This window comes from Pantoea sp. SOD02 (assembly GCF_024707505.1).
Taxonomy (GTDB): domain Bacteria; phylum Pseudomonadota; class Gammaproteobacteria; order Enterobacterales; family Enterobacteriaceae; genus Pantoea; species Pantoea symbiotica.
In genome coordinates this window covers 4,099,449-4,122,436 of the sequence record NZ_CP102604.1, presented here as the reverse complement: position 1 = coordinate 4,122,436, position 22,988 = coordinate 4,099,449, and the positions used below count along the sequence as shown (strand labels likewise).

Sequence of the window (22,988 nt, the reverse complement as noted above, 5' to 3'; positions counted from 1 at the left end):
ATTTAAGATTGTGTGTTTTTTAGTCGCCATTAGTTAGGCAATATTGATTAATGTCACTTTTGATATTTATTAAGGATTTTTTTTCATAATTTTTTAGTCCGGTTTAAGAACAAAAAATAAATATGCTTTAGAGCCTGGCTAGTTGTATGAAAGAGAGTGTTACTCAAGGTCGAAGTGTAGTTTTTACAAAGAGTTAGTGGTGAGTTATGAAGGCGCATTGCCTCTTTCATAACTATTTCATCATTATGAACGGGCGCAGCCACGGGAAATCGTTATGTCTGTTTACATTATTGAACGCACTATTGTATTTGATTCAGATATGCCGTCGTTAGCAGTATTAAGGAGTAAGCAGGATCCCAGCGTTATTAGTGCGGCGGCGGCACGCTGTCTTGTGCTGCTGATCGAAGCCAGCGGGGAAACCGTACAGCGCGAGCAACTCATGCATGCGGGTTGGGGCTCGGTTGGGCAAGTGGTGAGTGATAACAGTTTAAATCAGGCAATTACGCAGCTACGCAAGGTGCTTAAAGAGTTTTCCATGCAAGGCGAACTGATTATGACGGTGCCGCGACTGGGTTATAAAATCTCGCGCATGTTTACGATTGAGCAACAAACAGATGAACCCACAGGGCAACCAATAGTAGAGGAAACGTCATCGCGGCATCATTTGGCACTGGTGAATACGTCGCATGGTGAAAATCGCAGTGATGTGGTCATGGCAAAGCGTCACAACGTGGTGCAATTCATTATGCTTCATCCGATGATTTTCCTTTGCACACTGATCATTGCCAGCTATGCCTTGTTTTATTTCACACAGAAACCGGTGATTCATCAGATGATGACGAAGTTCCATACGGTGAATTATCTGCCGGTGACCAGCCAATTTAACGATCTCAACGTATTTTTTAATGACAGCATTGAGCAGCAAGGTGGTTACCTGAAGGATGCCATCAGCCAGTTTGAGCGTGATACCTGGCTGCACAGACAAATCGGCGACGATATTCGCTTTATCTATATCAATGGTTCCTATAACCGCGACGTGTTTAGTTATTTTCTTTGCAGTGATGAGATACAACTTCATCCCGAAGGGTGTCGCTCATATACCTCAATTAAGGAAGGAAATTGATGTGTAAGCCAAAATGGATGGTGGGCGCAGCGATGATCATCGCGCTTGTTCCGTGGGTTATTGAGCGTGTGTATACCTTTTCGCAGATTAGTTACCCCTACCATTGTGAATCCCGCTTTGGTTTTAAATATCACAACGAGAGCAATAGTTCCGTTGTGACCTCCGAAGGCAGCATGCAGCTTTCGTATTATAAAGATGGTAACGGCGTAGGAACCTATGTTGGCCGTTTGTACTATCTGGATGAGCAGGGAAAAGTCGTAAAGGAGTTTTCGATTCATCGCGCATTTGAATTCTCCTGGAGATTGATGCAGGGGATTTTAAAATCCTCCACGTTGAATTCCACGCGTATTCAGGGCGATGAAATCAGTGACAGCGATGCTGAGAAATACGTTTTTCCTGGATTTAAAGTGGGACACAACTCCTATGGCGTAATCGTGAAAATTGCCCAGGGTGGTTTCGCGGCAGGTAGTAGCCACTTTCCCCGTGCGTTGTGCGCGTCTCAGGATGACTGACTTTAGTAGTATAGCGCCCCAATCGGGGCGTTAATATTCATCGGGCCAGAACTAATTCAGTTAGCCCTGTTTTTTGTTCAATTTTCTGGTGGCGGTTTCGATTTGTTTAATGCCCTTTTCAGGCACCGATAGATTCTCTGGCATTGTTCCTCCTAATTCTTCGATCGTCTGTCTAACTTTCCGACCAACGTCGAAATGCGTTTGGTTTGCCTGTTGCTTCGAGTCTATTTGGTCTCTGCGGAGTTTTTCTTCGGTTTGTGTTGCTCTAAACAAGTTGGCAGCTAATTCAGTTGAGCCCATATGGTCAAGAATCTTCTGACTTTTTTTTAATCCTTTACGTAGATGGATTGCTTTCTGATCTAACCCACCATATAGCCCTTGATATCCATGATTTTGAAAAATGGCAAAGTCGAGTGTCGTTTCAACCCCAGCTTGTTGTGCAGCGATTACCAACTGTTTGTTGTGTTCTTTCAACTCATTTCGAAGGAAAAGGCGTTTTTCATCTTCGCGGAGTTGTTTAAATTTCTCATCATCCGCTAGCTCTTGCCGCCTTGTCTGAATTGCGAAGTATGTTTGTCCTGCAGCGATGACAGGTTTACTTGGATCACCATTCTGCACAACCAGATAGCATGCATATCGTGATAAATGGACATCATCAAGTTCTCGTTGAGCACCAGAGCCAAGTACTACCATTTTGGTAGTATCAACAAAATGGTCTGCAACCTTTTGATGACTGCTTTCGCACGCTTGTGCGGCTTTTGACAGAACATTCGAAAAGTTGCGCCAGTCACGATAGTCAAGTAGAGGTGCTAAATCTCTTGCTGACCAGTACTCTTGGTCTTCGTTGACTTGTTGTCGTAAATTTTCAAATGGCTGATGATGCTCATTCATCGCTAACTCCTTTTATCTGAATAATTAGTATCGATGACAGCTTTTAGTCGTATCGCTTGTGAAGCCGTCTGCCAATATCTCAGAATACTAATATTTAAAATTGATCAAAAGCATATTTAGTATTTAGAAGTTAACCACATTGAAATATAGGCCATGAAAGACGCTCCCAACCATAATGGTTAAAAGCGTTTTAATAAAGTAGTTAATTGGAAATCTATTAACAATAACGTCTTACTGCTTATTTATACGTTAATGTTATTTTCAAACATCGTTACTCAATATTCTGAATCTGATTGTTGAGTTGGCTAATAAATCATTGATTTTAATGGTTGGTTTTTTTATGGTCTTTGTTTTTGTACACTCCTGTGTACACTTTATGGCAGGGTGTTAGTTTCTTTTAACCATAATCTGAATTTCGCCAGCTCTGAGTACGAAGAGTGTTTTTTTATACGTTCTTATTCCCGCCTTCCTAAAATCTAAATCCATTTGCTGACGAAGAGGTTTACTTGTATGGATAGCAACTATCGATGTTTTTATGTGGCAGATTAACAGATTGATAACCGCATGGGAGTTTTTATTATTAAAATTCAATGAGTTAAGTAGATTCCTTCCTAGGTTTCTGAAGTTGTTAACAATCTTCAAACACAGCTGTCAACTGTTCCCGAAAGGCGAACATTAAGCCTTACAAATTGACGAAGGTGTTGGTTAAAAGTGCATTCGCTTACGTAAGCTCAAAAAAATTAACGACTCAATTTTCAACGAGTGATTGCGTTGATGAGTATTCTAACCATATAAAATATAATGGTTTTCATCAAACCGTTAAAAAAATCATCTAGTGAAATTAGAAGTTAGTCACCGACATCAAAGGCTATAATGCCCTAGGAGGATGTTTGTCAGAACCCTGAATGTCCAATGATCATTTAACATTTTTTTAGAGATCAATCTTGGTTTGGTATAGAGAAGCAACATAGGAGTCTTGATTGCAGGGCTCAACCAGATATGTGTTTGCTGGGGTTGATCGGCTTGATAAACTACACTCTGTAGTAATGTGAGGTGAGCAATGGCCAGAGCCGACTTAGTACTGAATTTAGTTGAAACGGGAATGAAGGGTGACCTGCCTCGTTTCAAAATTACCGCAGAAGCTATCGCTGCGGAGGCTACGGCACGCCACCAACATCAACTGGCTGACAAGCTGAAAAATATTCTTACCAGTTCAGGCTCGGGTGAAGCACGTCGTTACACCTACGATAATGATCTTCAGAATGCGTTTTATGAAATTCAACCCCGCAAAACTCTGGATGACCTCATTGTTCCTGAATCTGTTGTTACGCAGTTTATGGAGCTTATTGAAGAACACGCCCGCCGTGATATTCTCCGATCGTACAATCTTGAGCCCCGACATAAACTCCTTTTATCAGGCCCTCCAGGCAATGGTAAAACTTCTATTGCCGAGGCCCTTGCAAATCATCTGTCTCTACCATTCTTCACTGTTAAATACGAAGGAATCATTAACCGTTATCTCGGCGAGACAGCGCAGCAGATTGATAAGTTATTTGAGTTCGTTAAAACTCAACGCTGTGTCCTTTTCTTCGATGAATTTGACGCCATCGGGAAAGAGCGCGAAGATGCTAATGACAGCGGCGAGATGAAGCGTGTAGTGAACTCACTACTTAAGCAGATAGATCTATTGCCAAGTCATGTGGTGGTCGTTGGGGCCACAAACCATGAATCAATGCTCGACAAAGCCATCTGGCGAAGATTTCAGTTACAGATAACTGTGCCTGCACCAACACAGAGAATGGCGACGAAATGGTTTGAAGAATTTGAAAAGCGTGTCGGCCACTCTTTTGGATTGGCACCTGCTACCCTTGCCAGAAAATTGTCAGGATTGAGTTTTGCCGAACTTGAAGAGTTTGCTCTCGACGTGCAACGTAAATACGTGCTCGGCCTCCCTGCAAGTAAAAACAAGCTGAAGGATATTTCCGTTCATTGTCTTAAATTCTGGATGGAGAGATACCGACAGGAAGATTAATTCACATAAAAGGAACGTGAAATGGCGAAGAACCCTCTACTGATATTTACCGCCCCGAAAACAGTCAGAGAGAGGGATGTGCTTCCGCCCTTTGTATCATCAATACAATCACCTCCCTTGAATATACAGGCCAATCGTATACTGCCCAAAGTAGAGAGGCTCGAACGTAAATTTGCAGAATACATTGAGCTTGCTGATACTGCTGATGGTTTCTTGCCAGAAAAAGTGCTCGTCCTTGAAGTTGCAGGTGAAATTCAAGGTGTTGCTAATGCACTTGCACGAGTTAAAGGTTTTGAATATCTCTCATCATCCCTTCTTGAAAAATCTTTTGACAGCGAAGATTACTACACGCTGAGTAACAATAAACGTTCTCCCACCTCCAAAAATGCTTACCTCACTATGAGTAACCAAGCCGGGTTGAGCCGACTTTTGGCTTTGTGGCGCGAATATCAAAGAACCAGTACGGTTGAACGCGGCTATGGGGCCCTTAAAGAAGTATTCAACAGGCTGATAGATATAAGGTTTTGGGATACGCGGGATAGGCTGGATGCCACGTCGGTAGTTGAAAATTGGCAGACTCTTGTAGAAGATGCTGCGGCAGGATATGACACGCCAGTACCCTTTGAAATCGAACTCTGGTATCGGGCGTCATCGGTAGAGCAGGCGAGAGCGGAAACGCGCATAAGACGCCTTATTGCCCAGGCAGGTGGGAATATTTCTGGCGGATGTCTACACCAAGGGATCAGCTATCACGCTCTAGTTGGTCAACTGCCTGTCAGCAGTGTTCAGCAGGTGCTGGCCGAGGGAGCCGAAGTTCTGGAACTTATGCGGTGTGATGATGTTATGTATTTCAGACCCCTTGGGCAGTGCGCGATGCCAGTGAACAGTGAGGATACGGTAGCTAATGAAGAGTTGCCAATTGGCCATCAGTCTTTACCTGATCCCTATGCCAGTCCGGTGATTGCTTTGCTCGATGGTCTGCCGCTTGAGAATCATCAGGCACTCAGAGGCAGACTCGAAATTGATGACCCAGATGACTTTGAGTCACTCTATACTTCTCCTTCTCACCAGAGCCACGGGACTTCAATGGCTTCATTGATTGTGCATGGTGATTTGTCAGACCCTGGAGAGCCTCCACTCCGACGCCGCATTCACATCAGGCCAATTATGGCACCAGGTAGCGCAAGTTTTAATGGCAGCGTCATTGAGCAGATTCCGACTCATTATCTTCCGGCTGATCTTATCCATCGGGCCGTAGTTAGAATGAAAATAGGGGAAAACGGGCAACCCCCAACTGCGCCTAATGTTTCGGTGATTAACCTATCCGTGGGGGATCCCAGCAGAATGTTTGATGCGCATATGAGTCCTTGGGCGCGAATGCTTGATTGGCTTTCTGTCGAGTTTCAGGTGCTGTTTGTAGTAAGTGCAGGCAATTCAGGGATGCAACTGGTTCTTGATAATGTTGCAGGCGACGATTTTGGAGCACTTACTCCTGATGAACTGGAAGAACATGCTCTAAAAGCAATTGCAATACAACGCCCGCTTCGACGTTTGCTCTCACCGGCAGAGTCAATTAATGCTTTAACCGTTGGAGCAACACATCACGACGGCTATAAAGGTGTCATTCCTGCTAATCAGGTGGATATTTTTAGAACGCAGGGGATGTTTTCCCCCATTAACACCGTTGCTCTCGGCAGACGTAAATCGGTTAAGCCAGAAATTCATATGCCCGGCGGCAGGCAGACCTATATTAACAAAACCATTACAGCCCGAGATCCTGTTAGGCTGGTTATCTCTCAGACTCCTCGCTTTGGGCCAGGGCTTCAGTCCGCCATGCCTGGAGCTGGAGGTGCCATTAATCAGTATGGATTTACATCCGGCACTAGTAATGCAGCGGCACTGGCAACTCGCAGGCTTGGCATTCTTCATGAGACACTCCAGGAAATGAAAGAATTAGGCTATGGGGATGCGCTCTCTAAAGCCCCTGAAGCGCTGATCCTTAAAGCCATGATGATCCATGGAGCTGAGCACAATGTGTTGTCAAGACAACTTATCAGCCGCCATCTTGACGTAAATGGTAGCCGGACATTCAAGTCTGACCTTAATCAGTATTTAGGCTTTGGCCGTGTGAATGAAAGCCGTATTCATTTCTGCGATGACAACCAAGCCACGCTGCTTTACACCAACGTTATCGAGGGTGAAAAGGCTCAAGATTTCTTCCTTCCACTTCCCCCCAGCTTAGCCGCGCGGACAATAAATCGTCGCCTCATTGTAACGGTAGCTTGGTTTTCACCTGTAAATCATGGACATAAAGATTATCGGGGAGCTCAGCTCTGGGCTAGCCCTGCTTTTGGCGCTATTGATCTGGATGAATTCGATAACTACCCCTCCCATCTAAAGAATGGGACTGTTTATCACGAGGTTCGTAGAGGAAATCGTGCCTCGGCGTTTACTAAAGGCGATCAGCTTGCAATCCGAATTAACTGCTATGGACGTGCCGGTATCAGGCAACTCAAAGTCCCTTATGTTGTGATTGCGACACTGGATACGCCGGGCGTTGCGTTACCCGTCTATGAAGAGGTTCGTGCGGCATTGCAGATTGCGGCGCAGCAAAACGCTTAATTCTTGTTTCATGCCGGAATGAAGCTGGTAATACAGAATGGCTCTAAGAGTAACGGTTGGCGGCGCGTTAAGAAGGAGTAATTTCTTTACGCGCAACTCCGCATATGAGCCTTTTGACCTCATCTGCCCCTCTCACAATTTAAGAGATTGCGATGATATTTAATTACCATTCAATAACATATTTTAAGATGGATAGCTGTTTATAATGCTATTACATTGTATGCGCCATCAGATGAATTGATGCTGGCTAATAAATTTAGATTGTTGATCCAGACTTTTTGCTTTGTCTTAAAGATAGTTAAATATCTGGAACACTTAAAATTGTATATAATTTATTAGCCAGCGGAGAGTTAAGCTAGAGCAGATTTCCGCGTTATTTGATACACGGATTTTAAGCGATTGTCATAGCATTTATGAATGCAGTCGACATCAAGTCGCTTGATGGGGAGCCCGTCACATCCCATTTTAAAACTTATCAAACTCACCGTAGGCATCACCCTTAGAACTCGCCGAAAAGCGCATTGAGCTCAGCGGATCAAGCCCTAGAAGTGAGCCTGCCCGAATGATTTGATTAAACGCGACGTTTCGAGCCGTAAACGTTGGGTTGGTTTTCTCCCCGCCAGAACCACCTTCACTGGTCAATCCATTGCTATTTGGGTGAGCTTCTGCCTTAGCTGTGACGCACTGATCAGCCATTATCATGTAATGCCAAGCGTTGCAGTAAAGAACCAGCATAGGATAGTGCGCTGGCTCGAATGAGCCGCGTTCTGTTAATACTTTGGCTTGTTTACGCCACATCTCTTTAGCGATATCACTAAGCAGCTCTTGAGGAGGCGGAATGCTAACAGACCGTTTTTTAGGGAGTTGAACAACGTTCTTCTTACGTCCCGCACCACTTGCGCGAATAGTCATAAGCCCTCCTGTGATAGGTTTCAACATATAATTGATCACATATCAATGATGAAAGCTATCAGAAAATTTGATCCTTATTTAGCGTGCGGAAAAATACGATGGGGCGGGCAGTACGTGACAGATAGCGGCCAAAACGTTTAACCCACCCTCCCTATAATCAAATCCATTTTTGTGCCCGCCAGCACAGACCGCATTTTTAAACTGCTCTTAAGCCGATGTCTGCTTTCAAATATTACTCTTATCCATATAATAAACATGGTTTATTAAAATGGAGGCAGGCGACGGATGGCTATACAAGGGAAGTTTATTTTGAATGGTGCAGATATAGCGCCTTTGACGATCTACGGAGTTGGTACGTTTATGGCTTTCTCAGGCCAGCAAAACTACATCAACAAAGGCGGGTGCGCACACATCAAAAGTTTAGGGCCAACACCGCCGGGTAATTACTACATAGTTGATCGCCCTTGGGGGAGACCTGGCAATATGCTGCGTGCAGCAGCGGCTGACATCGCTCTATCAATAAAGCGTGGCACAATCGTGGATCATTATGAATGGTTCGCTCTCTATAGAGACGATGGCATTATTGATGATGACACGTTTTATGAGGGTGTAGCACGTGGAAACTTTAGATTACATCCAGGTCAGGTATCAGAAGGTTGCATAACGCTGGTACATCGAACCGATTTTTACAGAATTAAAACGGCCATTTTAAACCAGCCTCAATTTTATATACCGGGAACAAAAATTAAATCTTATGGAAAAATTGAGGTTATCAGTAATGGGACGTTCTGCCCTTAGTCTTTTATGGTTCATAGTTTTTGTTGTCGTGCTCATTTGCATGGTTAGGATTGACTATTATTTTAGCGTGAGCGAAAGCTATAGAAATTCAGAGTTTATATACACACTGGCGGAGTTATTAAACGTTTTCCCAGATGGCGAATCGATAATGAATTTCAAAGAATGGGTTGTAATGCACGTATTAATATTAGCGTCGTTATTACCATTCTCTTTGATTCGAATTTCAGTCGAGTGTGCCATAAGAAAATGCTGTTGTATTAAGCTAATAACAAAAGAATGGTTGCGTTATTATATTAAACTTAATGTGATCGTGATTATTTTAATGATATTAATAAACTTGATCGTTGAATTACTAGACCGCCTATAATGTGAATAGGGGCGTTAGCCCCTTAATATTATCTTTCATTCCATGAATCGGAGTGTTGTACGTTTCCGTCACAATATTTGTGTGTGATTTTCTCGTACATTAATGCAACCGATTCTGTGTGATTCGCGCCACTAATCCCTGACATTTTGGTATTAGGCATTCCCGGATTAAACGAAATGACAGTGACGCCTTCCAACAGCATGTTGTAGTACTCTTGTTCCTGCCCGGCATCATTGATGCGATACCATTTAAATTCTGCTGATTGAAGTTTCTGGCCGGTGGTCACAGCCTTGAAAAGATAGGGGCTGGATGAATCGAAATCCTTCTCGAAGGATATTGGGGCATGTGTGCGTTTGCCCGTTGCTTTACCTGTTTGAGAATCTACAGGGAGCGTGATCGCATGGGAAAAACCGATAACCTCTACGCTGCTTTCTCTGTCCTGCACATCAACACTGCCTCTAATCAGCGCACCACCATCATCTTTAAGCCATAGATAAGCTGGAATTGGCATGTTCATTCGTCCTTTGATTGTTTATCCATTAAGGTGCAATCAGTCACACCCATAGTAACGCCTGGTTATTGTATGGCTATTAGGCTTGAGCTTCAAACCTGGCGTTGTTTTGAGGACACAATTTGACAGATCCAAAGGCAGAGGCGTTGCTGCCACCAGCATCAGTCCAGGAGTTGAGTTATTGATCGGGAAAAGTGTTCACCTATTCATAATCCGTCTCTACAGCATGAAAAATAATGATAAATCCCATTCATCCGGCTGGCGGTGATGTTCATGATCTCTTCATGTCTAATGTGAACAGTGATGCATACTTATGTAAGGATAAGGGAAAGTATTCATCATCTACCTAGTTGGAATATAAAAACATGTTCCCAAATGAACAGTGATGAATACTTTGTATTAAAAAATAAACACACCAGTGAATCAATTCAACCACTCTTCAGCATCATTAGTGAGTATGACGTTGGTTTGGTAGCCATCAGAGAACCGCTTCTTGCTATAGTCGATGCCATACTCTTTCAATACCCCTTTAATATCGATTCCGAATCGTGTCAGGTTAAGTGGCTTAGCGTGCCCCAATGAACTCATATATTTCTGATACGCATGAAAGAGATAGCGGCGGGGGTTTTGAGGTGTCATATCGGCTTTACCAATAAACATGCCGCGACCGTCAGTTGCAATTGCAAGATAACTGGCAAAGCCCACCAGCGAATCACCATCTTGTTTGACAGCAAGAGCTTCTTTAGATTTCCGTTGCTCCAGTAACAGATGTTTGGCCTCCTGTGGAGTTTCGAACAGTCCAAGAAGATGGCGAGTCACAGCGGGAAGTTCATTCTGGATTTTATAAAGCAGTAACGGATCGCGCTCGGCTTCAGGCACAACATTGGGAAAATTGAAAATCACGCGTCGGCGGCTGATACCACCGCTACGATCATTGAAGGACATGGCATTATTATTAACGGCAACAATAACCGCTGGGATAGAGGTTGAGTAAGGAGCCTTGTATTTAGGATCGACATCTACGCTATCACCACCTGTAATCGCTTTAATGCCAGCCCCTTCGCCAACGTAGCGGGCCATATCAGGCAGCAGTATCAGTGATTTTCCAACCAATAAGGCACGTTCGCGAGGCTTCTCAAGCGCACCAATGCTTGCGGATACACAGTTATCATCACCCACCAGCATGCGGCAAATGCTGGCGAAAATGCTTTTACCGCTACCGCCTGGGCCAGTGATCTCAAGAAAGAGCTGCCAATCGTAACGCTTGGTGAGCACCATATAAAACGCAGCTAGCAGCCGGTTAGCTTTGACAGCATCATGCGATACCGACTCCATCAGCCATTTCCAGAAGGCTTGAGCATGGGATTGCAAAGTCTCCTCCTGAGCTGCTGGTGAGTAATTGACAGCGTTGACGCTTAGCAGCCAATCATCCCGTTGGTGCTTGCGAAATACTCCGGTCTCAATGTTGAACACGCCATTAGCAAAGCCGAGCAGAGTTTTGTTAGGAACGCCTAGCGCTGTTAGTTCAATCTTCAACGTTTGGACTACGGCAGTAACCGACTTTTTAGAAAAGGGGCAGTCCGATTCTCGGAACAGCTTTGCCATTTGGCTTTCCAGCTCAGCATCCAAGATGGGGTGCCAGTGTGAACCGTTGTATTTAAAAGCCGTGTCTGATTCACGGTGGATGCAGAGGAGTCCTTGGTTTAAGGCAAGCAAGGCGTCGGCACGTTGGTTAGGTGCCATTTGAGCTAATGATGGGAGTGAAGCGCTTGCGGTTAATTCTGCAATCGTGGGCGTGGAGTGACCAAACACTTGGTTTATACGTTCGGCGTCACACAGGATCGCTTTCGTTTCATCATTGCCAATCAGGCTGGCAACTGCGGCAACACGGTTTTTTTTCTGCTTGTCGCGGTCGGTTACGATCAGCCCTGCATTGCACTGTTCTTCGTACTGACCGGGCGATTTCAATAACGTGGATTTAAGGTATTCAACAAGAGCCGCATAACGCGATGAAGGGCTGCTGTGTCGTACCGCAGCGGCGCAGATGTCATCATCGCTGAGGTTGTGACCGTTAACCCAGCTATATACGCATGAGAACAACGCATCAGACATGTCCTCGATAATGATGGATGGCTGGCTCATTTTGCTTGCCCTCCGCTCATCAGAAATTTACCGATCAATGGATGCTGCCAGTATGCTGATCCGTATTTGCGCTTAGCTTGGCTCAGAACTCGTTTAGCCGCTTCATGAAATTTTTCTTCCTGGGCAATGTAGCGACCGTTTTTAGTCATAGCTAGAAGAACACCAGTATTGCGAGCTAACACTTCGGCTTTTTTGGTACTGATACCGTATTCTGCCGCGAGTGTAGAGAGAAGGCTCATGCCTAATGGGATCTGGTTGCTTTCATTGTTATTCAACGCTTCGACATGAATTTCGAGTTGCTCAACACGCTCTGTTAACGCTGCAACCTGATTGTGCAGCTTATTGAATTTTAAGCTACTAATCATGATCGCCTCCGTTTGAAATAGCGATGCGATCTTCAAGCCAGCGATGCAACTCGGCGGCATCGAAAGCGGTCACTTTGTCAGAGAGCTTGATCGGGCGAGGAAGGGTGCCATTTTTTACTTTACGATCAATGGTTGAGACGTGGACGCCGAGCAATTGAGCCAGGCGATGACGACGGATGAAACCGGTAGTGGGCAGACCTGAATCTGAGTGTTCTTGATGGTTCATAAACTTCGTTGCTCCTCAGCAGTTGTTAATGGGTCCTACAAGAGGGAACTCTGCTGAGGAAAGGGCATTGATAATGGAATATTCCAACGGCTCAGGTGGAATATTCCTTATAAAATGTTCAGATTTTCATGTATTCACCGAGAATTTTGTCAGTGATTTCAGGAAATTTTTTGCCTTTTTCAGCTGCTGAAGCTTGAAGCATCGCGTTGATTTTTGCAGGAGAATAGCTATCTAATTCAATATCATGAAAGATAATTGTCATTAAAGCATGGATAATTTCAGCTTGCTTGTTAATGGTTTTTTTCGATTCGGGTTTTGGAACCGACTTTAAAAAGGGCATTTCAAGCTTATTACCGATTTTTCTTAATTCACTAGCCATTATGCAAATATTATCGAAATTAACTGACAAAAATCCGGATGTTTGCGTGATGTAATAGCCTTCTTCAGTATCTGGATGCGTTAGTAGAAAAGCGACATCAACATGTTTTTTATCTGCGGTGAACTCAAGTGCGAATAGATCTTTGGGTATAATATAGAAGAACCCCTGAATACTCTCAAAATCATAAGTGTTTGATATTATTTTTCCACACGAATCACTTCGTGCATTTATGCCATAAATAGACCAGCCTTCGTTAATCTCATCTAGTAATTCAAATGGCTTGTAGGAGCATAATGCCATTGAGGGCTTCATCTCCAGCTTATCAATGAAGACGGATAGCTTCATTTCTGAAGAGGCTGCAAAATGAACAAGATCGTCTATCTCACAATTCAATTTCTTGGCAAGATAGGGAAGTTTATAGAAGAGACGTTCCGGTAAAGCTGGTTTCTTAACCATGTGAAATCCTCTGATAATTACTTGATGTTTAACTGCGGGGGAATATTAATTTTCCCGCTCTAATGCATCCAATTGGTTAGCCCAAAGCTTTAACGCTGCTTTCCTTTCCTCAAAGTACTGATGCCGGTTATAAATGCCCTCAACACCCTTAATACGGTGATTCAGGCAACGCTCAGCAACCACAGGATCGACGCCTAATGCCGCAAGGTGGCTGCGGGCAGTGCGTCTGAAATCATGAATGGTGAAATTGGGGACGCCGGGCATCTCAGCTCTGACTTTCGCTAGGGCTACGGGCAGCGTACTTTCCTGAATATGAGGGATCATGCGGTGCTGCATTTTGCGTGCAGGTAACACCCATTTGCTGTTGAGTGAGTGGGTATGAAGTTCTTTTAGCCACTCCACGGCTTGTTCGGGCAATGGAATGTCAATGGCATCGCCATTCTTGGTTCGTTCCGCTGGTAAATGCCAAATCTTTTCCTCTAGATCGAACTCTTCCCAGCGAGCCGCACAAAGCTCCATCTTCCTTACGCACAGGGCGAGCAATAGCTTAAACGTCAGCTCATTCTGGCGGCTGAAACCTTTGGCTTTATGCATGGCTTTAAAGAGCTGCACCAGTTCATCCCGGCTTAACCAACGCGTACGGGCTTCTTCTTTTCCACCAGCATCAGAAACCTCAAATGCCGAGCAAGGGTTGATCTCCAGTGCATGCCGTTTGATGCCGTAATCAAAAATCCGACGCGTCCAGCGCAGCACATCAGTAGCGATAGTGGGTGCGCCTCTGTCTACGATGCCTTTAAGCATCGCGTCGATATGGCGTGGTTTCACATCTTCGACGCGCATTTTGCCAATGCAGGGATTGATATCTTTCTCGATACGGCGTCGCAAGATGTCAGGGTGTTTCCAGCGCGGGAGGATCTGCCGTTCGTAATACTCAGCAGCGAGTTGAGAAACGCGCATTGCGTTTTTGTCGTCTTCTATTTTCTTTAGCGCATCAGTTTTGCGTTGCTGCTTTTCGCCCGCGACGTCATAGCCAAGTGCAACCCGAGCCGATAACTCTTTGGCTATTTCGCGAGCTTTTGATAGAGATACCTCACCATACGAGCCAATCAGCATGATGCGTGCTTTACCTGCTAGCTTGTAGCGAAAACGCCAGCTAGGTGCCCGGTCCACTTCCCTGTGACGAAGGTAAAGCCCATTCCCATCGGAACGGCCTTCGAAAAATTCCCTGTTTTTGATCCAGGCACGAATCTGGATGTCGGTGAGTTTTGGCATTACTAGAACCTGATTAAGAAGGTGTACACAAAGAGATGTACCCATAAGCTTGTGGGTACAATCTTGGGTACGCGCTAAGTGTGCGCTTTGTTGCTTCTTAATGCTAGTCTATAGAGACAACAAAGCCCGCTATGGTGCGGGCTTTTAGGGTTTATGCTAGCTGATGCATTCTCGTGATTTCTTACTCGATATTCTGAATCTGCTCACGCATCTGCTCAATCAACACCTTCAGCTCAATCGCTGAAGTAGTGATCTCGGCGTTAATCGATTTCGAAGCCAGCGTGTTCGATTCGCGGTTGAACTCCTGCATCATAAAGTCGAGGCGGCGGCCAACGGCTTCTTTCTTTTTCAGGATGTTGTAGGTCTCTTTAACGTGCGCATCCAGACGATCCAACTCTTCTGAAACATCGGTGCGCTGCGCCATCATTACCAGCTCTTGCTCGAGGCGATTATTTTCCAGCTGCACTTCGGCTTCTTCCAGCTTGGTCACCAGACGCTCGCGCTGCCATTTGATCACTTCTGGCATCTGCGCGCGCACTTTGCTGACTTCGTGCGATACGCCTTCCAGACGATGTTCAATCATAGCTTTCAGCGCTGTACCTTCGCTTTCACGCGCTTCGATAAAGTCATCCAATGCGCCATCCAGCGCGACCAGCAGTTCAGCATTGATAGCGTCGAGATCCTGCTCTTGCGCGGACATCACGCCCGGCCAGCGCAGAATATCCAGCGGATTAATCGCACCTTCATCACTCTGCATCTTCACCCAGTTGGCGGCCTGCACCAGCTGCTTGGCCAGCGATTCATTCAGCTGCAGTTCGCCTTGCGCGCTGGCATCGGCGTCATAACGCAGGTTGCACTCGATTTTACCGCGCGTCAGGCGATTGCGGATGCGCTCGCGGATTACCGGCTCCAGACCACGAAATTGCTCCGGCAGACGGATATAGGTTTCCAGATAGCGCTGGTTAACCGAACGGATTTCCCAGGCGGCGCTGCCCCAGTGGCCTTTGGCTTCGCGGCGGGCGTAAGCGGTCATACTGCGAATCATAGTCGTCTTCTCTTTTTCAGAAATGTTGGGTGAAGTATAGCGAGGCAGCCTCAACGCTAACAGGCATAAGCGCACTTAAGCTTGAATAACAAAAAATTACCCCTTTTGCCGACAGACACTTATGCTTAGCGCTGGTTCGCTTAAAAGGATGAAGTGATGTTCCGCTCTCTGGCTCTTCCTGCTTTATTAACCTTACTGCTCGCCGGCTGTCAGGCACCGTCGACAGCAACGCAACAGATCCCGCCCAACACTGCGCCGGTCGCGGTATGCGGTTCGGGTGACGTGATGATGCAAACCACGTTGTGGTTTGGCATGAACAAACCGAAAGGTGGCATCGTCAGCAGCAGCGAATGGCAGCAGTTTGTTGATAACGATGTGACGCCGCGTTTCAAAGACGGTTTATCGGTATATGACGCAAAAGGGCAGTGGCTGGGCGAGAACGGCAAGCTGGCGCGGGAAAACAGCAAAGCGCTGATGCTGATTCACAATCCGGATTTAGCGAGTTCTGAGAGCATCAATAAGCTGCGTGACGTGTATAAAAAGCGCTTTGAGCAGGAATCGGTGATGCGAGTTGATTCATTGGTGTGCGTGGCGTTTTAAAAAAATGGCGGCCATGCAGCCGCCATGCGTTATCAGATAAACAGCCCGGCGAATGCGGCCGAGAGCAAGCTCACCAGCGTGGAGCCATACACCAGCTTCCAGCCAAAGCGTGAAACCACATTGCCCTGTTTCTCGTTCAGGCCTTTAATCGCACCGGCAACGATGCCGATTGAGGCGAAGTTAGCGAACGAAACCAGGAACACTGACAGAATCCCCAATCCGCGCGGCGTCATCTCAGCCGCCACTTTCTTCAGCTCGATCATCGCGACAAATTCATTCGCCACCAGTTTGGTGGCCATAATACTCGCCGCCTGCAAGGCATCAGCGGACGGAATGCCAACCAGCCACGCAAACGGATAGAAAACGTAGCCGAGTAGCTGCTGGAAGCTGTAGCCAAATACCGCAGAAAACAGCGCATTGATCGCTGCAATCAGTGCGATAAAACCAATCAGCATCGCCATGATGATCATCGCCACTTTAAAACCGGCGAGAATATATTCGCCCAGCATCTCAAAGAAGCTCTGATCTTCGTGCATCTTATCCAGCGCAATCTGCTCTTCATTTTCCGGACGGGTTGGATTGATGATCGAGAGGATAATAAAGGTGCTGAACATATTGAGCAGCAGCGCCGCGACCACATATTTGGCATCAATCATCGACATATACGCGCCAACAATCGATAGCGAAACCGTCGACATCGCCGTCGCCGCCATGGTGTACATACGCGGAGCGGAGATATCGGCGAGAATGCCTTTATAAGCGATGAAGTTCTCCGATTGGCCGAGAATCAAGGTGCTGACAGCGTTAAACGACTCCAGCTTGCCCATGCCATTCACCTTCGACAACAGAGTACCAACGGCGCGAATCAGCAGCGGCAGAATGCGCCAGTGCTGCAAAATGCCGATCAGTGCGGAAATAAACACAATCGGGCAGAGCACGCCGAGGAAAATAAAGGCTAATCCCTGATCCGCCATATTACCGAAGACAAAGTTGGTCCCTTGCGCGGCGTAGGTTAATAAGGTTTCGAAGAAGCCGCCCACCGCAGAGACCACCGATTGGCCGCCCGCCGAATGCAGGAAGAACCAGCCCAGCGCGGCTTCAACAATCAGCAGCTGAATAATAAAGCGGGGACGAATGCGTTTGCGGTCGTGGCTGACCAATAGCGCAAGGGCAAAGATCACCACCAGCGCCAGCAGGAAATGGAGTATCGCGATCATCATTTATCTTTTTTTGGGGTGAAACGCGCATTTAGCCACAGCCACCACAGAATTTCATCCAGGATTGTGGCGATCGTGGGCAGGACAGCCGCAGCTGAAGTCCGTATAATGCGCAGCCAAACCTAAGCAAGCCGGAGAGAAACCATGCGTCCAGCAGGCCGTAGTGCATCTGAAACACGTCCCGTCACACTCACTCGTCACTACACCAAACATGCAGAAGGCTCTGTGCTCGTTGAGTTCGGCGAAACCAAAGTGCTGTGCACCGCAACCGTCGAAGAGAGCGTGCCGCGTTTCCTCAAAGGCAAAGGTCAAGGCTGGATTACCGCAGAATATGGCATGCTGCCGCGTTCTACCCACAGCCGCATGGCGCGTGAAGCGGCCAAAGGCAAACAGGGTGGCCGTACGCTGGAGATTCAGCGTCTGATCGCCCGTTCACTGCGCGCGGCAGTGGATTTGGAAGCGCTGGGTGAATTCACCATCACGCTGGATTGCGACGTGATTCAGGCCGATGGCGGCACGCGTACCGCATCGATTACCGGTGCCTGCGTGGCGCTGGCCGATGCGTTGAACGCGCTGGTTGCTGCTGGCAAGCTGAAAGCCAGCCCGCTGAAAGGCATGGTGGCGGCGATTTCTGTGGGTATCGTCGGCGGTGAAGCGCTGTGCGATCTGGAGTATGTGGAAGATTCCGCCGCAGAAACTGATATGAACGTGGTGATGACCGAAGACGGTCGCATGATTGAAGTGCAGGGTACCGCAGAAGGTGAGCCCTTCAGCCACGACGAGTTACTGCAGCTGCTGGCGCTGGCGCGAGGCGGCATTGAGCAGTTGATTCAGGCGCAGAAAGCGGCGCTAACTAATTGATGTAACAGGCGACCACAGAGTCGCCTTTTCTTTATTTGAGGAGTGAGAAATGAAAGCCTGGCAGCGTCAGTTTATTGAATTCGCCCTGAACAAAGGGGTGCTGAAGTTTGGTGAGTTCACCCTGAAATCGGGACGTAAAAGCCCCTATTTCTTCAATGCCGGTCTGTTTAACACCGGTCGCGATTTAGCACTGTTAGGTCGTTTCTACGCGCAGGCGCTCGTCGATGGCGGCGTCGATTTCGACCTGCTGTTTGGTCCAGCATATAAAGGTATTCCGATTGCCACCACTACTGCGGTAGCGCTGGCCGATCATCATGAGCGTGACGTGCCTTACTGCTTTAACCGCAAAGAAGCCAAAGATCACGGCGAAGGCGGTTTGCTGGTCGGCAGCCCGCTGCAAGGCAAAGTGATGCTGGTGGACGATGTGATCACCGCCGGCACCGCGATTCGTGAATCAATGGATATCATCAGTGCGCATAACGCGACGTTAGCGGGCGTGCTGATTTCGCTGGATCGTCAGGAACGCGGCCGCAGCGATATTTCGGCGATTCAGGAAGTGGAACGCGACTATAAATGCAAAGTCACCGCGATTATTACGCTGGCTGAATTGATTGATTACCTGGAAGAGAAGCCGGAGATGGCTGATCATCTGGCGAAAGTGCGCGCGTATCGCAAAGAGTACGGGATTTAATTATTCGGTAATGAGGTTGCCATGAATGGCAACCCTACGACGTAGGGTCGGCATTTATGCCGACCTGGTCTTTTAAACCAACTGCGCAGCCATCAGCGGCCAGCGGCTATCGAAATCCACGGTCGGACGAAAACGAAACTCCGAGCGCACATAGCGCGACAACAGCCCTTCACAAAACGCCAGCAACTGGCTCGCCAGCAGCGTTTCGTCGTTCTGGAAACCTTCACCATCACGCATTTTCTTCTCGCGCATCACCTGACGCAGCTGCACTTCAATACGTTCGAACAGCTGGTTGATACGCCCTTGCAGGCGATCCTGTTCAAACATCAGCGCGTGGCCGGTCAAAATACGCGTCAGCCCCGGATTACGCTCACCAAATCCCAGAATCAGCTGCACGATTAAACGCAGTCGCGTCAGTGTCTCTTTTTCATCTTTTAGGATCAGATTGATGCGGGTAATCAGACTGTCTTCAATAAACTCGATCAGGCTGTCAAACATGCGCGTTTTGCTGGGAAAGTGGCGATAAAGCGCCGCTTCCGACACGCCGACATTAGCGGCCAGCTTCGCGGTGGTGATGCGCTGACTGCCATCGCCCGACTCCAGCATTTGCGCCAGCGCCTGCAAAATCTCTTCGCGACGATTCCGTTTCGCGACTTTTTTTTCTGCCATGACCTTCAACACCCCTGAAATTCACCAAAAACAGGCAATACTGCCTCATCTGCCACAGACATAGCGGCCTGTGGCGACAAGAAATAAAAAGATGGCTTAGCGAAAAGTGTCGCGTGTTACTGACGGCCTGAGTGACCGAAGCCGCCTGCGCCGCGATCGCTGGTGTCAAAATCTTCCACCAGGTTAAATTCGGCCTGCACGACCGGCACGAAGACCAGCTGTGCCAAACGGTCACCTGGCTGCAGCGTGAAGCTGTCCTGGCCACGGTTCCAGACGGAAACCATCAATTGGCCCTGATAATCGGAGTCGATCAAACCGACCAGGTTGCCCAGCACGATGCCATGTTTATGGCCAAGGCCGGAGCGCGGCAGAATCACGGCTGCCAGACCTGGATCGCCAATGTGAATCGCCAGACCGGTTGGAACCAGCGTGGTCATGCCCGGTGCGATTTCCAGTGCATTATCCAGGCAGGCGCGTAAATCGAGACCTGCGGAACCAGAGGTTGCATAAGTCGGCAGCGGGAATTCGTTGCCCACACGTGCATCAAGAATTTTAACGTCGATTTTTTTCATCATAACGGCTGACAATCTCGTCTATTAATTGTTGGCCAAGGAGCGTCTTATCACTGAGCGGTAAGACTTTTTCTCCTTCCTGCCAAAAAAGGTGAAGAGCATTGGTGTCGCTATTGAAGCCCTGACCCGCCTGCGCCACATCGTTGGCACAAATCAGATCCAGGTTTTTTCGCACCCGTTTTTGCCGCGCGTATTCTTCCACATTCTGGGTTTCGGCAGCAAATCCCACAACGTAAGGGCGATTTTTCTGCAGCGCTGCCACGCCTGCGACAATATCGGGGTTCTTCACCAACTGCAGCGTGACGCTATCGTCGCCACCCTGTTTTTTGATTTTCTCTGCGGCAATGTTAGCCGCCCGGTAGTCTGCCACGGCTGCGCTGGCAATGAAAATATGTTGTTGCTGGATTTGCGCCATCACCGCCGCTTCCATCTCCAGCGCGCTGTCGACGTCCACGCGTTGCACGCCGGTTGGCGTTGGCAGCGCCACCGGACCGGCAACCAGCGTCACCTTCGCACCGCGTTTTGCTGCCGCAGCCGCAATCGCAAAGCCCATCTTGCCCGAGCTGTGATTGCTGATGTAACGCACCGGGTCCAGCGCTTCGCGTGTTGGACCGGCGGTGATCATAATGTTGAGATGTTGCAGATCGTTGACGGGCGCAGCCCACTCCAGCGCGTGCGCCACAATCGCCAGTGGATCGAGCATGCGGCCCGGACCAATATCGCCGCACGCCTGACTACCGCTGTCTGGCCCCCAAATCAGCACGCCGCGCTGATGTAGACGTTGCAGGTTCTCTTGCGTGATCGCCGCGCGGTACATCTGCTGATTCATGGCCGGGACGATGGCAACGGGCGCTGCGGTTGCCAGGCACGCGGTGGTGACCAAATCATTCGCCATACCCGCAGTCACGCGAGCAATCAGATCGGCTGTTGCCGGCGCCAGCACAATCAAATCGGCCCATTTTGCCAATTCAATATGGCCCATCGCCGCTTCCGCCGCCGGGTCGAGCAAATCATCAAATACCGGATAACCGGAAACCGCCTGCAGGCTCAGCGGGGTAATAAAAGCTTTGGCCGCTTCGGTCATCATTACGCGCACATCAGCGCCGCGATCGCGCAGCCGACGCACCAGCTCCGGCGCTTTATACGCAGCGATGCCGCCGCTCACGCCCAGCAGAATTTTCTTTCCGGCTAATCCCGTCATGTTGTTCGCCTCAAAGCAGATTGCCGCGTCAGGGGCGGCAGATGCAGGCAACTTTATCACAAAATCCGCAACGCGCCTTTTCACTGCCTGCGGCCTTTGCGAGCCGGCTCTGAAATCGTTCAATGCGTGCTGGCGCTGAATGTGGTGGACGCGCAGAATCGCCGCAACGCAGGGAGGAGAAGGTCATGACGGAACTGGCACCACGGGAAAAACTGATGTTAATGGGCGCAGAAGTGCTGAGTGATGCTGAGCTGCTGGCGATTTTTTTGCGCACCGGCATCAGCGGCACCAGCGTGCTGCTGTTGGCACATCAGATGCTGAACGAGTTTGGTTCGCTCTATCGCATTATGACGGCCAGCAAAGAGGAGCTCGGGCAGATTAAAGGTGTGGGCAGCGCCAAAATGACGCAGCTGTATGCCATAGCCGAATTGGGAAGACGGTTTTTTGCCAGCCAACTGGCGCGGGAGAACGTGATGGAGAATCCACAGGTGACACGCCATTACCTGCAAAGCGTGCTGGCGCATCAGGAGCGCGAAGTGTTTATGGCGCTGTTCCTTGATAACCAGCACCGAGTGTTGCAGGCGCAGAAGATGTTTTCCGGCTCGATTGCCAGCGTGGAAGTTCATCCGCGCGAAATCGTGCGCGAAGCGCTGAAACTCAACGCGGCAGCGGTGATTCTGGCGCACAATCACCCGTCAGGCATCGCTGAACCCAGCCGAGCCGATCGCGAGATTACCGGAAAAGTAGGACAAGCCTGCGCGCTGCTCAATATCCGTTTACTTGATCATTTGGTGATCGGTCACGGCGAGTTTACCTCTTTCGCCGAGCGCGGTTGGTTGTAATTCATCGATTCAACTGAACAGAAATGAGGCATTTTTGCGCGATCCAGAGGGATCTTTATCTGTTCGGGACTTGAGCACTCGGGCTGAGCGGCGTATACTACGCCACCTTTGAGAATCTCGGGTTTGGCGTTTGGGCCAGCTTAGCGGGTTCACATGGAACTCGCCTGGGCGGGCTAAGGCCTGACGAGGCGGCCAAAACCTAGTTTTTAAAGCTCGAGCTGATTTGATTTTTGGAGAATAGAAATGTCACGAGTCTGCCAGGTAACTGGAAAGCGTCCGGTAACGGGTAACAACCGTTCCCACGCAATGAACGCGACGAAACGCCGTTTCCTGCCGAACCTGCACTCTCACCGTTTCTGGGTTGAGAGCGAAAAGCGCTTCGTTACTCTGCGTGTATCTGCTAAAGGTATGCGTGTTATTGATAAAAAGGGCATCGATACGGTTCTGACCGAAATCCGCGCCCGTGGTGAGAAGTACTAAGGAACTGAATCATGGCTAAAGGTATTCGTGAGAAGATCAAGCTGGTTTCCTCTGCTGGTACAGGTCACTTCTATACCACCACGAAGAACAAGCGTACTAAACCAGAGAAATTAGAACTGAAAAAGTTCGATCCGGTTGTACGTCAGCACGTGATCTACAAAGAAGCTAAAATTAAGTAATTTTAGTGTTCTGTGAAAAACCC

General features: G+C 48.1%; 24 protein-coding genes. 11 read left to right on the top strand and 13 right to left on the bottom strand.

The window, feature by feature from the left end:
* The first annotated feature begins 274 nt into the window (after positions 1–274).
* Together NR302_RS19190 and NR302_RS19185 are read left to right on the top strand one after the other, a co-directional pair.
* Positions 275–1,123, top strand: a complete 849-nt coding sequence (locus NR302_RS19190; protein ID WP_258144196.1) for a winged helix-turn-helix domain-containing protein — start codon at positions 275–277, stop codon at positions 1,121–1,123.
* Positions 1,123–1,635, top strand: coding sequence for a hypothetical protein (locus NR302_RS19185; RefSeq protein WP_258144195.1), 513 nt, complete (start codon positions 1,123–1,125; stop codon positions 1,633–1,635). The genes NR302_RS19190 and NR302_RS19185 overlap by 1 nt, the downstream gene beginning before the upstream one ends.
* Before the next feature lie 60 nt (positions 1,636–1,695).
* On the opposite strand, the gene dinD is transcribed toward NR302_RS19185, so the two are convergent.
* Positions 1,696–2,526: a DNA damage-inducible protein D gene (gene dinD / locus NR302_RS19180; RefSeq protein WP_258144194.1), complete on the bottom strand. Its 831-nt coding sequence runs from the start codon at positions 2,524–2,526 to the stop codon at positions 1,696–1,698.
* Between the two features lie 1,060 nt (positions 2,527–3,586).
* Here dinD and NR302_RS19175 point away from each other — a divergent pair.
* Both NR302_RS19175 and NR302_RS19170 read left to right on the top strand, forming a co-directional pair.
* Positions 3,587–4,558 carry an AAA family ATPase gene (locus tag NR302_RS19175; protein ID WP_137386787.1) on the top strand — a complete coding sequence of 324 codons (972 nt, stop codon included), beginning with the start codon at positions 3,587–3,589 and terminating at the stop codon, positions 4,556–4,558.
* Positions 4,559–4,579: 21 nt separating this feature from the next.
* Positions 4,580–7,180, top strand: coding sequence for a S8 family peptidase (locus NR302_RS19170; RefSeq protein ID WP_258144193.1), 2,601 nt, complete (start codon positions 4,580–4,582; stop codon positions 7,178–7,180).
* A gap of 465 nt (positions 7,181–7,645) precedes the next feature.
* Here the strand turns inward: NR302_RS19170 and NR302_RS19165 are convergent, their stop codons facing one another.
* Entirely contained in the window at positions 7,646–8,092 is a 447-nt protein-coding gene (locus tag NR302_RS19165) for a P27 family phage terminase small subunit (RefSeq protein ID WP_258144192.1), read from the bottom strand.
* A 285-nt stretch (positions 8,093–8,377) separates the two neighbouring features.
* Here NR302_RS19165 and NR302_RS19160 point away from each other — a divergent pair, with 285 nt between their 5' ends.
* Complete coding sequence (locus tag NR302_RS19160) at positions 8,378–8,890, top strand: DUF2778 domain-containing protein (protein ID WP_258144191.1); 513 nt, start codon at positions 8,378–8,380, stop codon at positions 8,888–8,890.
* A 395-nt stretch (positions 8,891–9,285) separates the two neighbouring features.
* On the opposite strand, the gene NR302_RS19155 is transcribed toward NR302_RS19160, so the two are convergent.
* The 7 genes from NR302_RS19155 to NR302_RS19125 form a co-directional block, all read right to left on the bottom strand.
* Positions 9,286–9,768, bottom strand: coding sequence for a type VI secretion system tube protein TssD (locus tag NR302_RS19155; RefSeq protein WP_258144190.1), 483 nt, complete (start codon positions 9,766–9,768; stop codon positions 9,286–9,288).
* A 423-nt stretch (positions 9,769–10,191) separates the two neighbouring features.
* Positions 10,192–11,910, bottom strand: coding sequence for a phage/plasmid primase, P4 family (locus NR302_RS19150; protein ID WP_258144189.1), 1,719 nt, complete (start codon positions 11,908–11,910; stop codon positions 10,192–10,194).
* Positions 11,907–12,275, bottom strand: coding sequence for a hypothetical protein (locus NR302_RS19145; protein ID WP_258144188.1), 369 nt, complete (start codon positions 12,273–12,275; stop codon positions 11,907–11,909). Before NR302_RS19145 ends, NR302_RS19150 begins: the two co-directional genes overlap by 4 nt.
* On the bottom strand, positions 12,268–12,501 hold the full coding sequence (locus NR302_RS19140) for an AlpA family transcriptional regulator (RefSeq protein ID WP_258144187.1): 234 nt from the start codon (positions 12,499–12,501) through the stop codon (positions 12,268–12,270). Before NR302_RS19140 ends, NR302_RS19145 begins: the two co-directional genes overlap by 8 nt.
* 118 nt (positions 12,502–12,619) lie before the next feature.
* Entirely contained in the window at positions 12,620–13,336 is a 717-nt protein-coding gene (locus NR302_RS19135; protein ID WP_258144186.1) for a hypothetical protein, read from the bottom strand.
* Positions 13,337–13,381: 45 nt separating this feature from the next.
* On the bottom strand, positions 13,382–14,608 hold the full coding sequence (locus NR302_RS19130; RefSeq protein WP_258144185.1) for a site-specific integrase: 1,227 nt from the start codon (positions 14,606–14,608) through the stop codon (positions 13,382–13,384).
* Between the two features lie 181 nt (positions 14,609–14,789).
* Positions 14,790–15,653, bottom strand: a complete 864-nt coding sequence (locus NR302_RS19125; protein WP_258144184.1) for a YicC/YloC family endoribonuclease — start codon at positions 15,651–15,653, stop codon at positions 14,790–14,792.
* A 156-nt stretch (positions 15,654–15,809) separates the two neighbouring features.
* On the opposite strand from NR302_RS19125, the gene NR302_RS19120 reads away from it, so the two are divergent.
* On the top strand, positions 15,810–16,253 hold the full coding sequence (locus NR302_RS19120) for a DUF3574 domain-containing protein (RefSeq protein ID WP_179453168.1): 444 nt from the start codon (positions 15,810–15,812) through the stop codon (positions 16,251–16,253).
* A 32-nt stretch (positions 16,254–16,285) separates the two neighbouring features.
* On the opposite strand, the gene NR302_RS19115 is transcribed toward NR302_RS19120, so the two are convergent.
* A complete protein-coding gene (locus NR302_RS19115) occupies positions 16,286–17,470 on the bottom strand; it encodes a NupC/NupG family nucleoside CNT transporter (protein WP_154157454.1) in 1,185 nt (394 codons plus the stop codon).
* A gap of 144 nt (positions 17,471–17,614) precedes the next feature.
* On the opposite strand from NR302_RS19115, the gene rph reads away from it, so the two are divergent.
* Positions 17,615–18,331, top strand: coding sequence for a ribonuclease PH (rph, locus tag NR302_RS19110; RefSeq protein WP_061720334.1), 717 nt, complete (start codon positions 17,615–17,617; stop codon positions 18,329–18,331).
* 49 nt (positions 18,332–18,380) lie between these two features.
* The gene (gene pyrE, locus NR302_RS19105; RefSeq protein WP_008109749.1) at positions 18,381–19,022 is read left to right on the top strand and encodes an orotate phosphoribosyltransferase; all 642 of its coding nucleotides are present in this window, start codon (positions 18,381–18,383) and stop codon (positions 19,020–19,022) included.
* Positions 19,023–19,094: 72 nt separating this feature from the next.
* On the opposite strand, the gene slmA is transcribed toward pyrE, so the two are convergent.
* The 3 genes from slmA to coaBC form a co-directional block, all read right to left on the bottom strand.
* Positions 19,095–19,691 (bottom strand): nucleoid occlusion factor SlmA, encoded by a 597-nt coding sequence (slmA, locus tag NR302_RS19100; protein WP_110868216.1) that lies wholly within the window; start codon positions 19,689–19,691, stop codon positions 19,095–19,097.
* Between the two features lie 116 nt (positions 19,692–19,807).
* The gene (gene dut, locus NR302_RS19095; RefSeq protein ID WP_258144183.1) at positions 19,808–20,266 is read right to left on the bottom strand and encodes a dUTP diphosphatase; all 459 of its coding nucleotides are present in this window, start codon (positions 20,264–20,266) and stop codon (positions 19,808–19,810) included.
* A complete protein-coding gene (gene coaBC, locus NR302_RS19090) occupies positions 20,244–21,464 on the bottom strand; it encodes a bifunctional phosphopantothenoylcysteine decarboxylase/phosphopantothenate--cysteine ligase CoaBC (protein WP_258144182.1) in 1,221 nt (406 codons plus the stop codon). The genes dut and coaBC overlap by 23 nt, the downstream gene beginning before the upstream one ends.
* A 185-nt stretch (positions 21,465–21,649) precedes the next feature.
* Here coaBC and radC point away from each other — a divergent pair, with 185 nt between their 5' ends.
* The 3 genes from radC (at position 21,650) to rpmG (ending at position 22,965) form a co-directional block, all read left to right on the top strand.
* A complete protein-coding gene (gene radC / locus NR302_RS19085; RefSeq protein ID WP_091004304.1) occupies positions 21,650–22,306 on the top strand; it encodes a DNA repair protein RadC in 657 nt (218 codons plus the stop codon).
* Positions 22,307–22,549: 243 nt separating this feature from the next.
* Positions 22,550–22,786, top strand: a complete 237-nt coding sequence (rpmB, locus tag NR302_RS19080) for a 50S ribosomal protein L28 (RefSeq protein ID WP_007885297.1) — start codon at positions 22,550–22,552, stop codon at positions 22,784–22,786.
* Positions 22,787–22,797: 11 nt separating this feature from the next.
* Positions 22,798–22,965 (top strand): 50S ribosomal protein L33, encoded by a 168-nt coding sequence (gene rpmG / locus NR302_RS19075; protein WP_001051798.1) that lies wholly within the window; start codon positions 22,798–22,800, stop codon positions 22,963–22,965.
* Positions 22,966–22,988 lie beyond the last annotated feature (23 nt).

What these genes read in the sequence shown, in the direction of transcription:
- NR302_RS19140 (WP_258144187.1), bottom strand. Translation starts at nt 12,501, where the DNA reads ATGAACCATCAAGAACACTCAGATTCAGGTCTGCCCACTACCGGTTTC.
- rpmB (WP_007885297.1), top strand. Translation starts at nt 22,550, where the DNA reads ATGTCACGAGTCTGCCAGGTAACTGGAAAGCGTCCGGTAACGGGTAAC.
- dut (WP_258144183.1), bottom strand. Translation starts at nt 20,266, where the DNA reads ATGATGAAAAAAATCGACGTTAAAATTCTTGATGCACGTGTGGGCAAC.
- NR302_RS19115 (WP_154157454.1), bottom strand. Translation starts at nt 17,470, where the DNA reads ATGATCGCGATACTCCATTTCCTGCTGGCGCTGGTGGTGATCTTTGCC.
- NR302_RS19120 (WP_179453168.1), top strand. Translation starts at nt 15,810, where the DNA reads ATGTTCCGCTCTCTGGCTCTTCCTGCTTTATTAACCTTACTGCTCGCC.
- NR302_RS19175 (WP_137386787.1), top strand. Translation starts at nt 3,587, where the DNA reads ATGGCCAGAGCCGACTTAGTACTGAATTTAGTTGAAACGGGAATGAAG.
- NR302_RS19185 (WP_258144195.1), top strand. Translation starts at nt 1,123, where the DNA reads ATGTGTAAGCCAAAATGGATGGTGGGCGCAGCGATGATCATCGCGCTT.
- NR302_RS19135 (WP_258144186.1), bottom strand. Translation starts at nt 13,336, where the DNA reads ATGGTTAAGAAACCAGCTTTACCGGAACGTCTCTTCTATAAACTTCCC.
- NR302_RS19150 (WP_258144189.1), bottom strand. Translation starts at nt 11,910, where the DNA reads ATGAGCCAGCCATCCATCATTATCGAGGACATGTCTGATGCGTTGTTC.
- radC (WP_091004304.1), top strand. Translation starts at nt 21,650, where the DNA reads ATGACGGAACTGGCACCACGGGAAAAACTGATGTTAATGGGCGCAGAA.
- NR302_RS19145 (WP_258144188.1), bottom strand. Translation starts at nt 12,275, where the DNA reads ATGATTAGTAGCTTAAAATTCAATAAGCTGCACAATCAGGTTGCAGCG.
- NR302_RS19165 (WP_258144192.1), bottom strand. Translation starts at nt 8,092, where the DNA reads ATGACTATTCGCGCAAGTGGTGCGGGACGTAAGAAGAACGTTGTTCAA.
- rph (WP_061720334.1), top strand. Translation starts at nt 17,615, where the DNA reads ATGCGTCCAGCAGGCCGTAGTGCATCTGAAACACGTCCCGTCACACTC.
- NR302_RS19170 (WP_258144193.1), top strand. Translation starts at nt 4,580, where the DNA reads ATGGCGAAGAACCCTCTACTGATATTTACCGCCCCGAAAACAGTCAGA.
- NR302_RS19155 (WP_258144190.1), bottom strand. Translation starts at nt 9,768, where the DNA reads ATGCCAATTCCAGCTTATCTATGGCTTAAAGATGATGGTGGTGCGCTG.
- slmA (WP_110868216.1), bottom strand. Translation starts at nt 19,691, where the DNA reads ATGGCAGAAAAAAAAGTCGCGAAACGGAATCGTCGCGAAGAGATTTTG.
- dinD (WP_258144194.1), bottom strand. Translation starts at nt 2,526, where the DNA reads ATGAATGAGCATCATCAGCCATTTGAAAATTTACGACAACAAGTCAAC.
- NR302_RS19190 (WP_258144196.1), top strand. Translation starts at nt 275, where the DNA reads ATGTCTGTTTACATTATTGAACGCACTATTGTATTTGATTCAGATATG.
- NR302_RS19125 (WP_258144184.1), bottom strand. Translation starts at nt 15,653, where the DNA reads ATGATTCGCAGTATGACCGCTTACGCCCGCCGCGAAGCCAAAGGCCAC.
- rpmG (WP_001051798.1), top strand. Translation starts at nt 22,798, where the DNA reads ATGGCTAAAGGTATTCGTGAGAAGATCAAGCTGGTTTCCTCTGCTGGT.
- pyrE (WP_008109749.1), top strand. Translation starts at nt 18,381, where the DNA reads ATGAAAGCCTGGCAGCGTCAGTTTATTGAATTCGCCCTGAACAAAGGG.
- NR302_RS19130 (WP_258144185.1), bottom strand. Translation starts at nt 14,608, where the DNA reads ATGCCAAAACTCACCGACATCCAGATTCGTGCCTGGATCAAAAACAGG.
- NR302_RS19160 (WP_258144191.1), top strand. Translation starts at nt 8,378, where the DNA reads ATGGCTATACAAGGGAAGTTTATTTTGAATGGTGCAGATATAGCGCCT.
- coaBC (WP_258144182.1), bottom strand. Translation starts at nt 21,464, where the DNA reads ATGACGGGATTAGCCGGAAAGAAAATTCTGCTGGGCGTGAGCGGCGGC.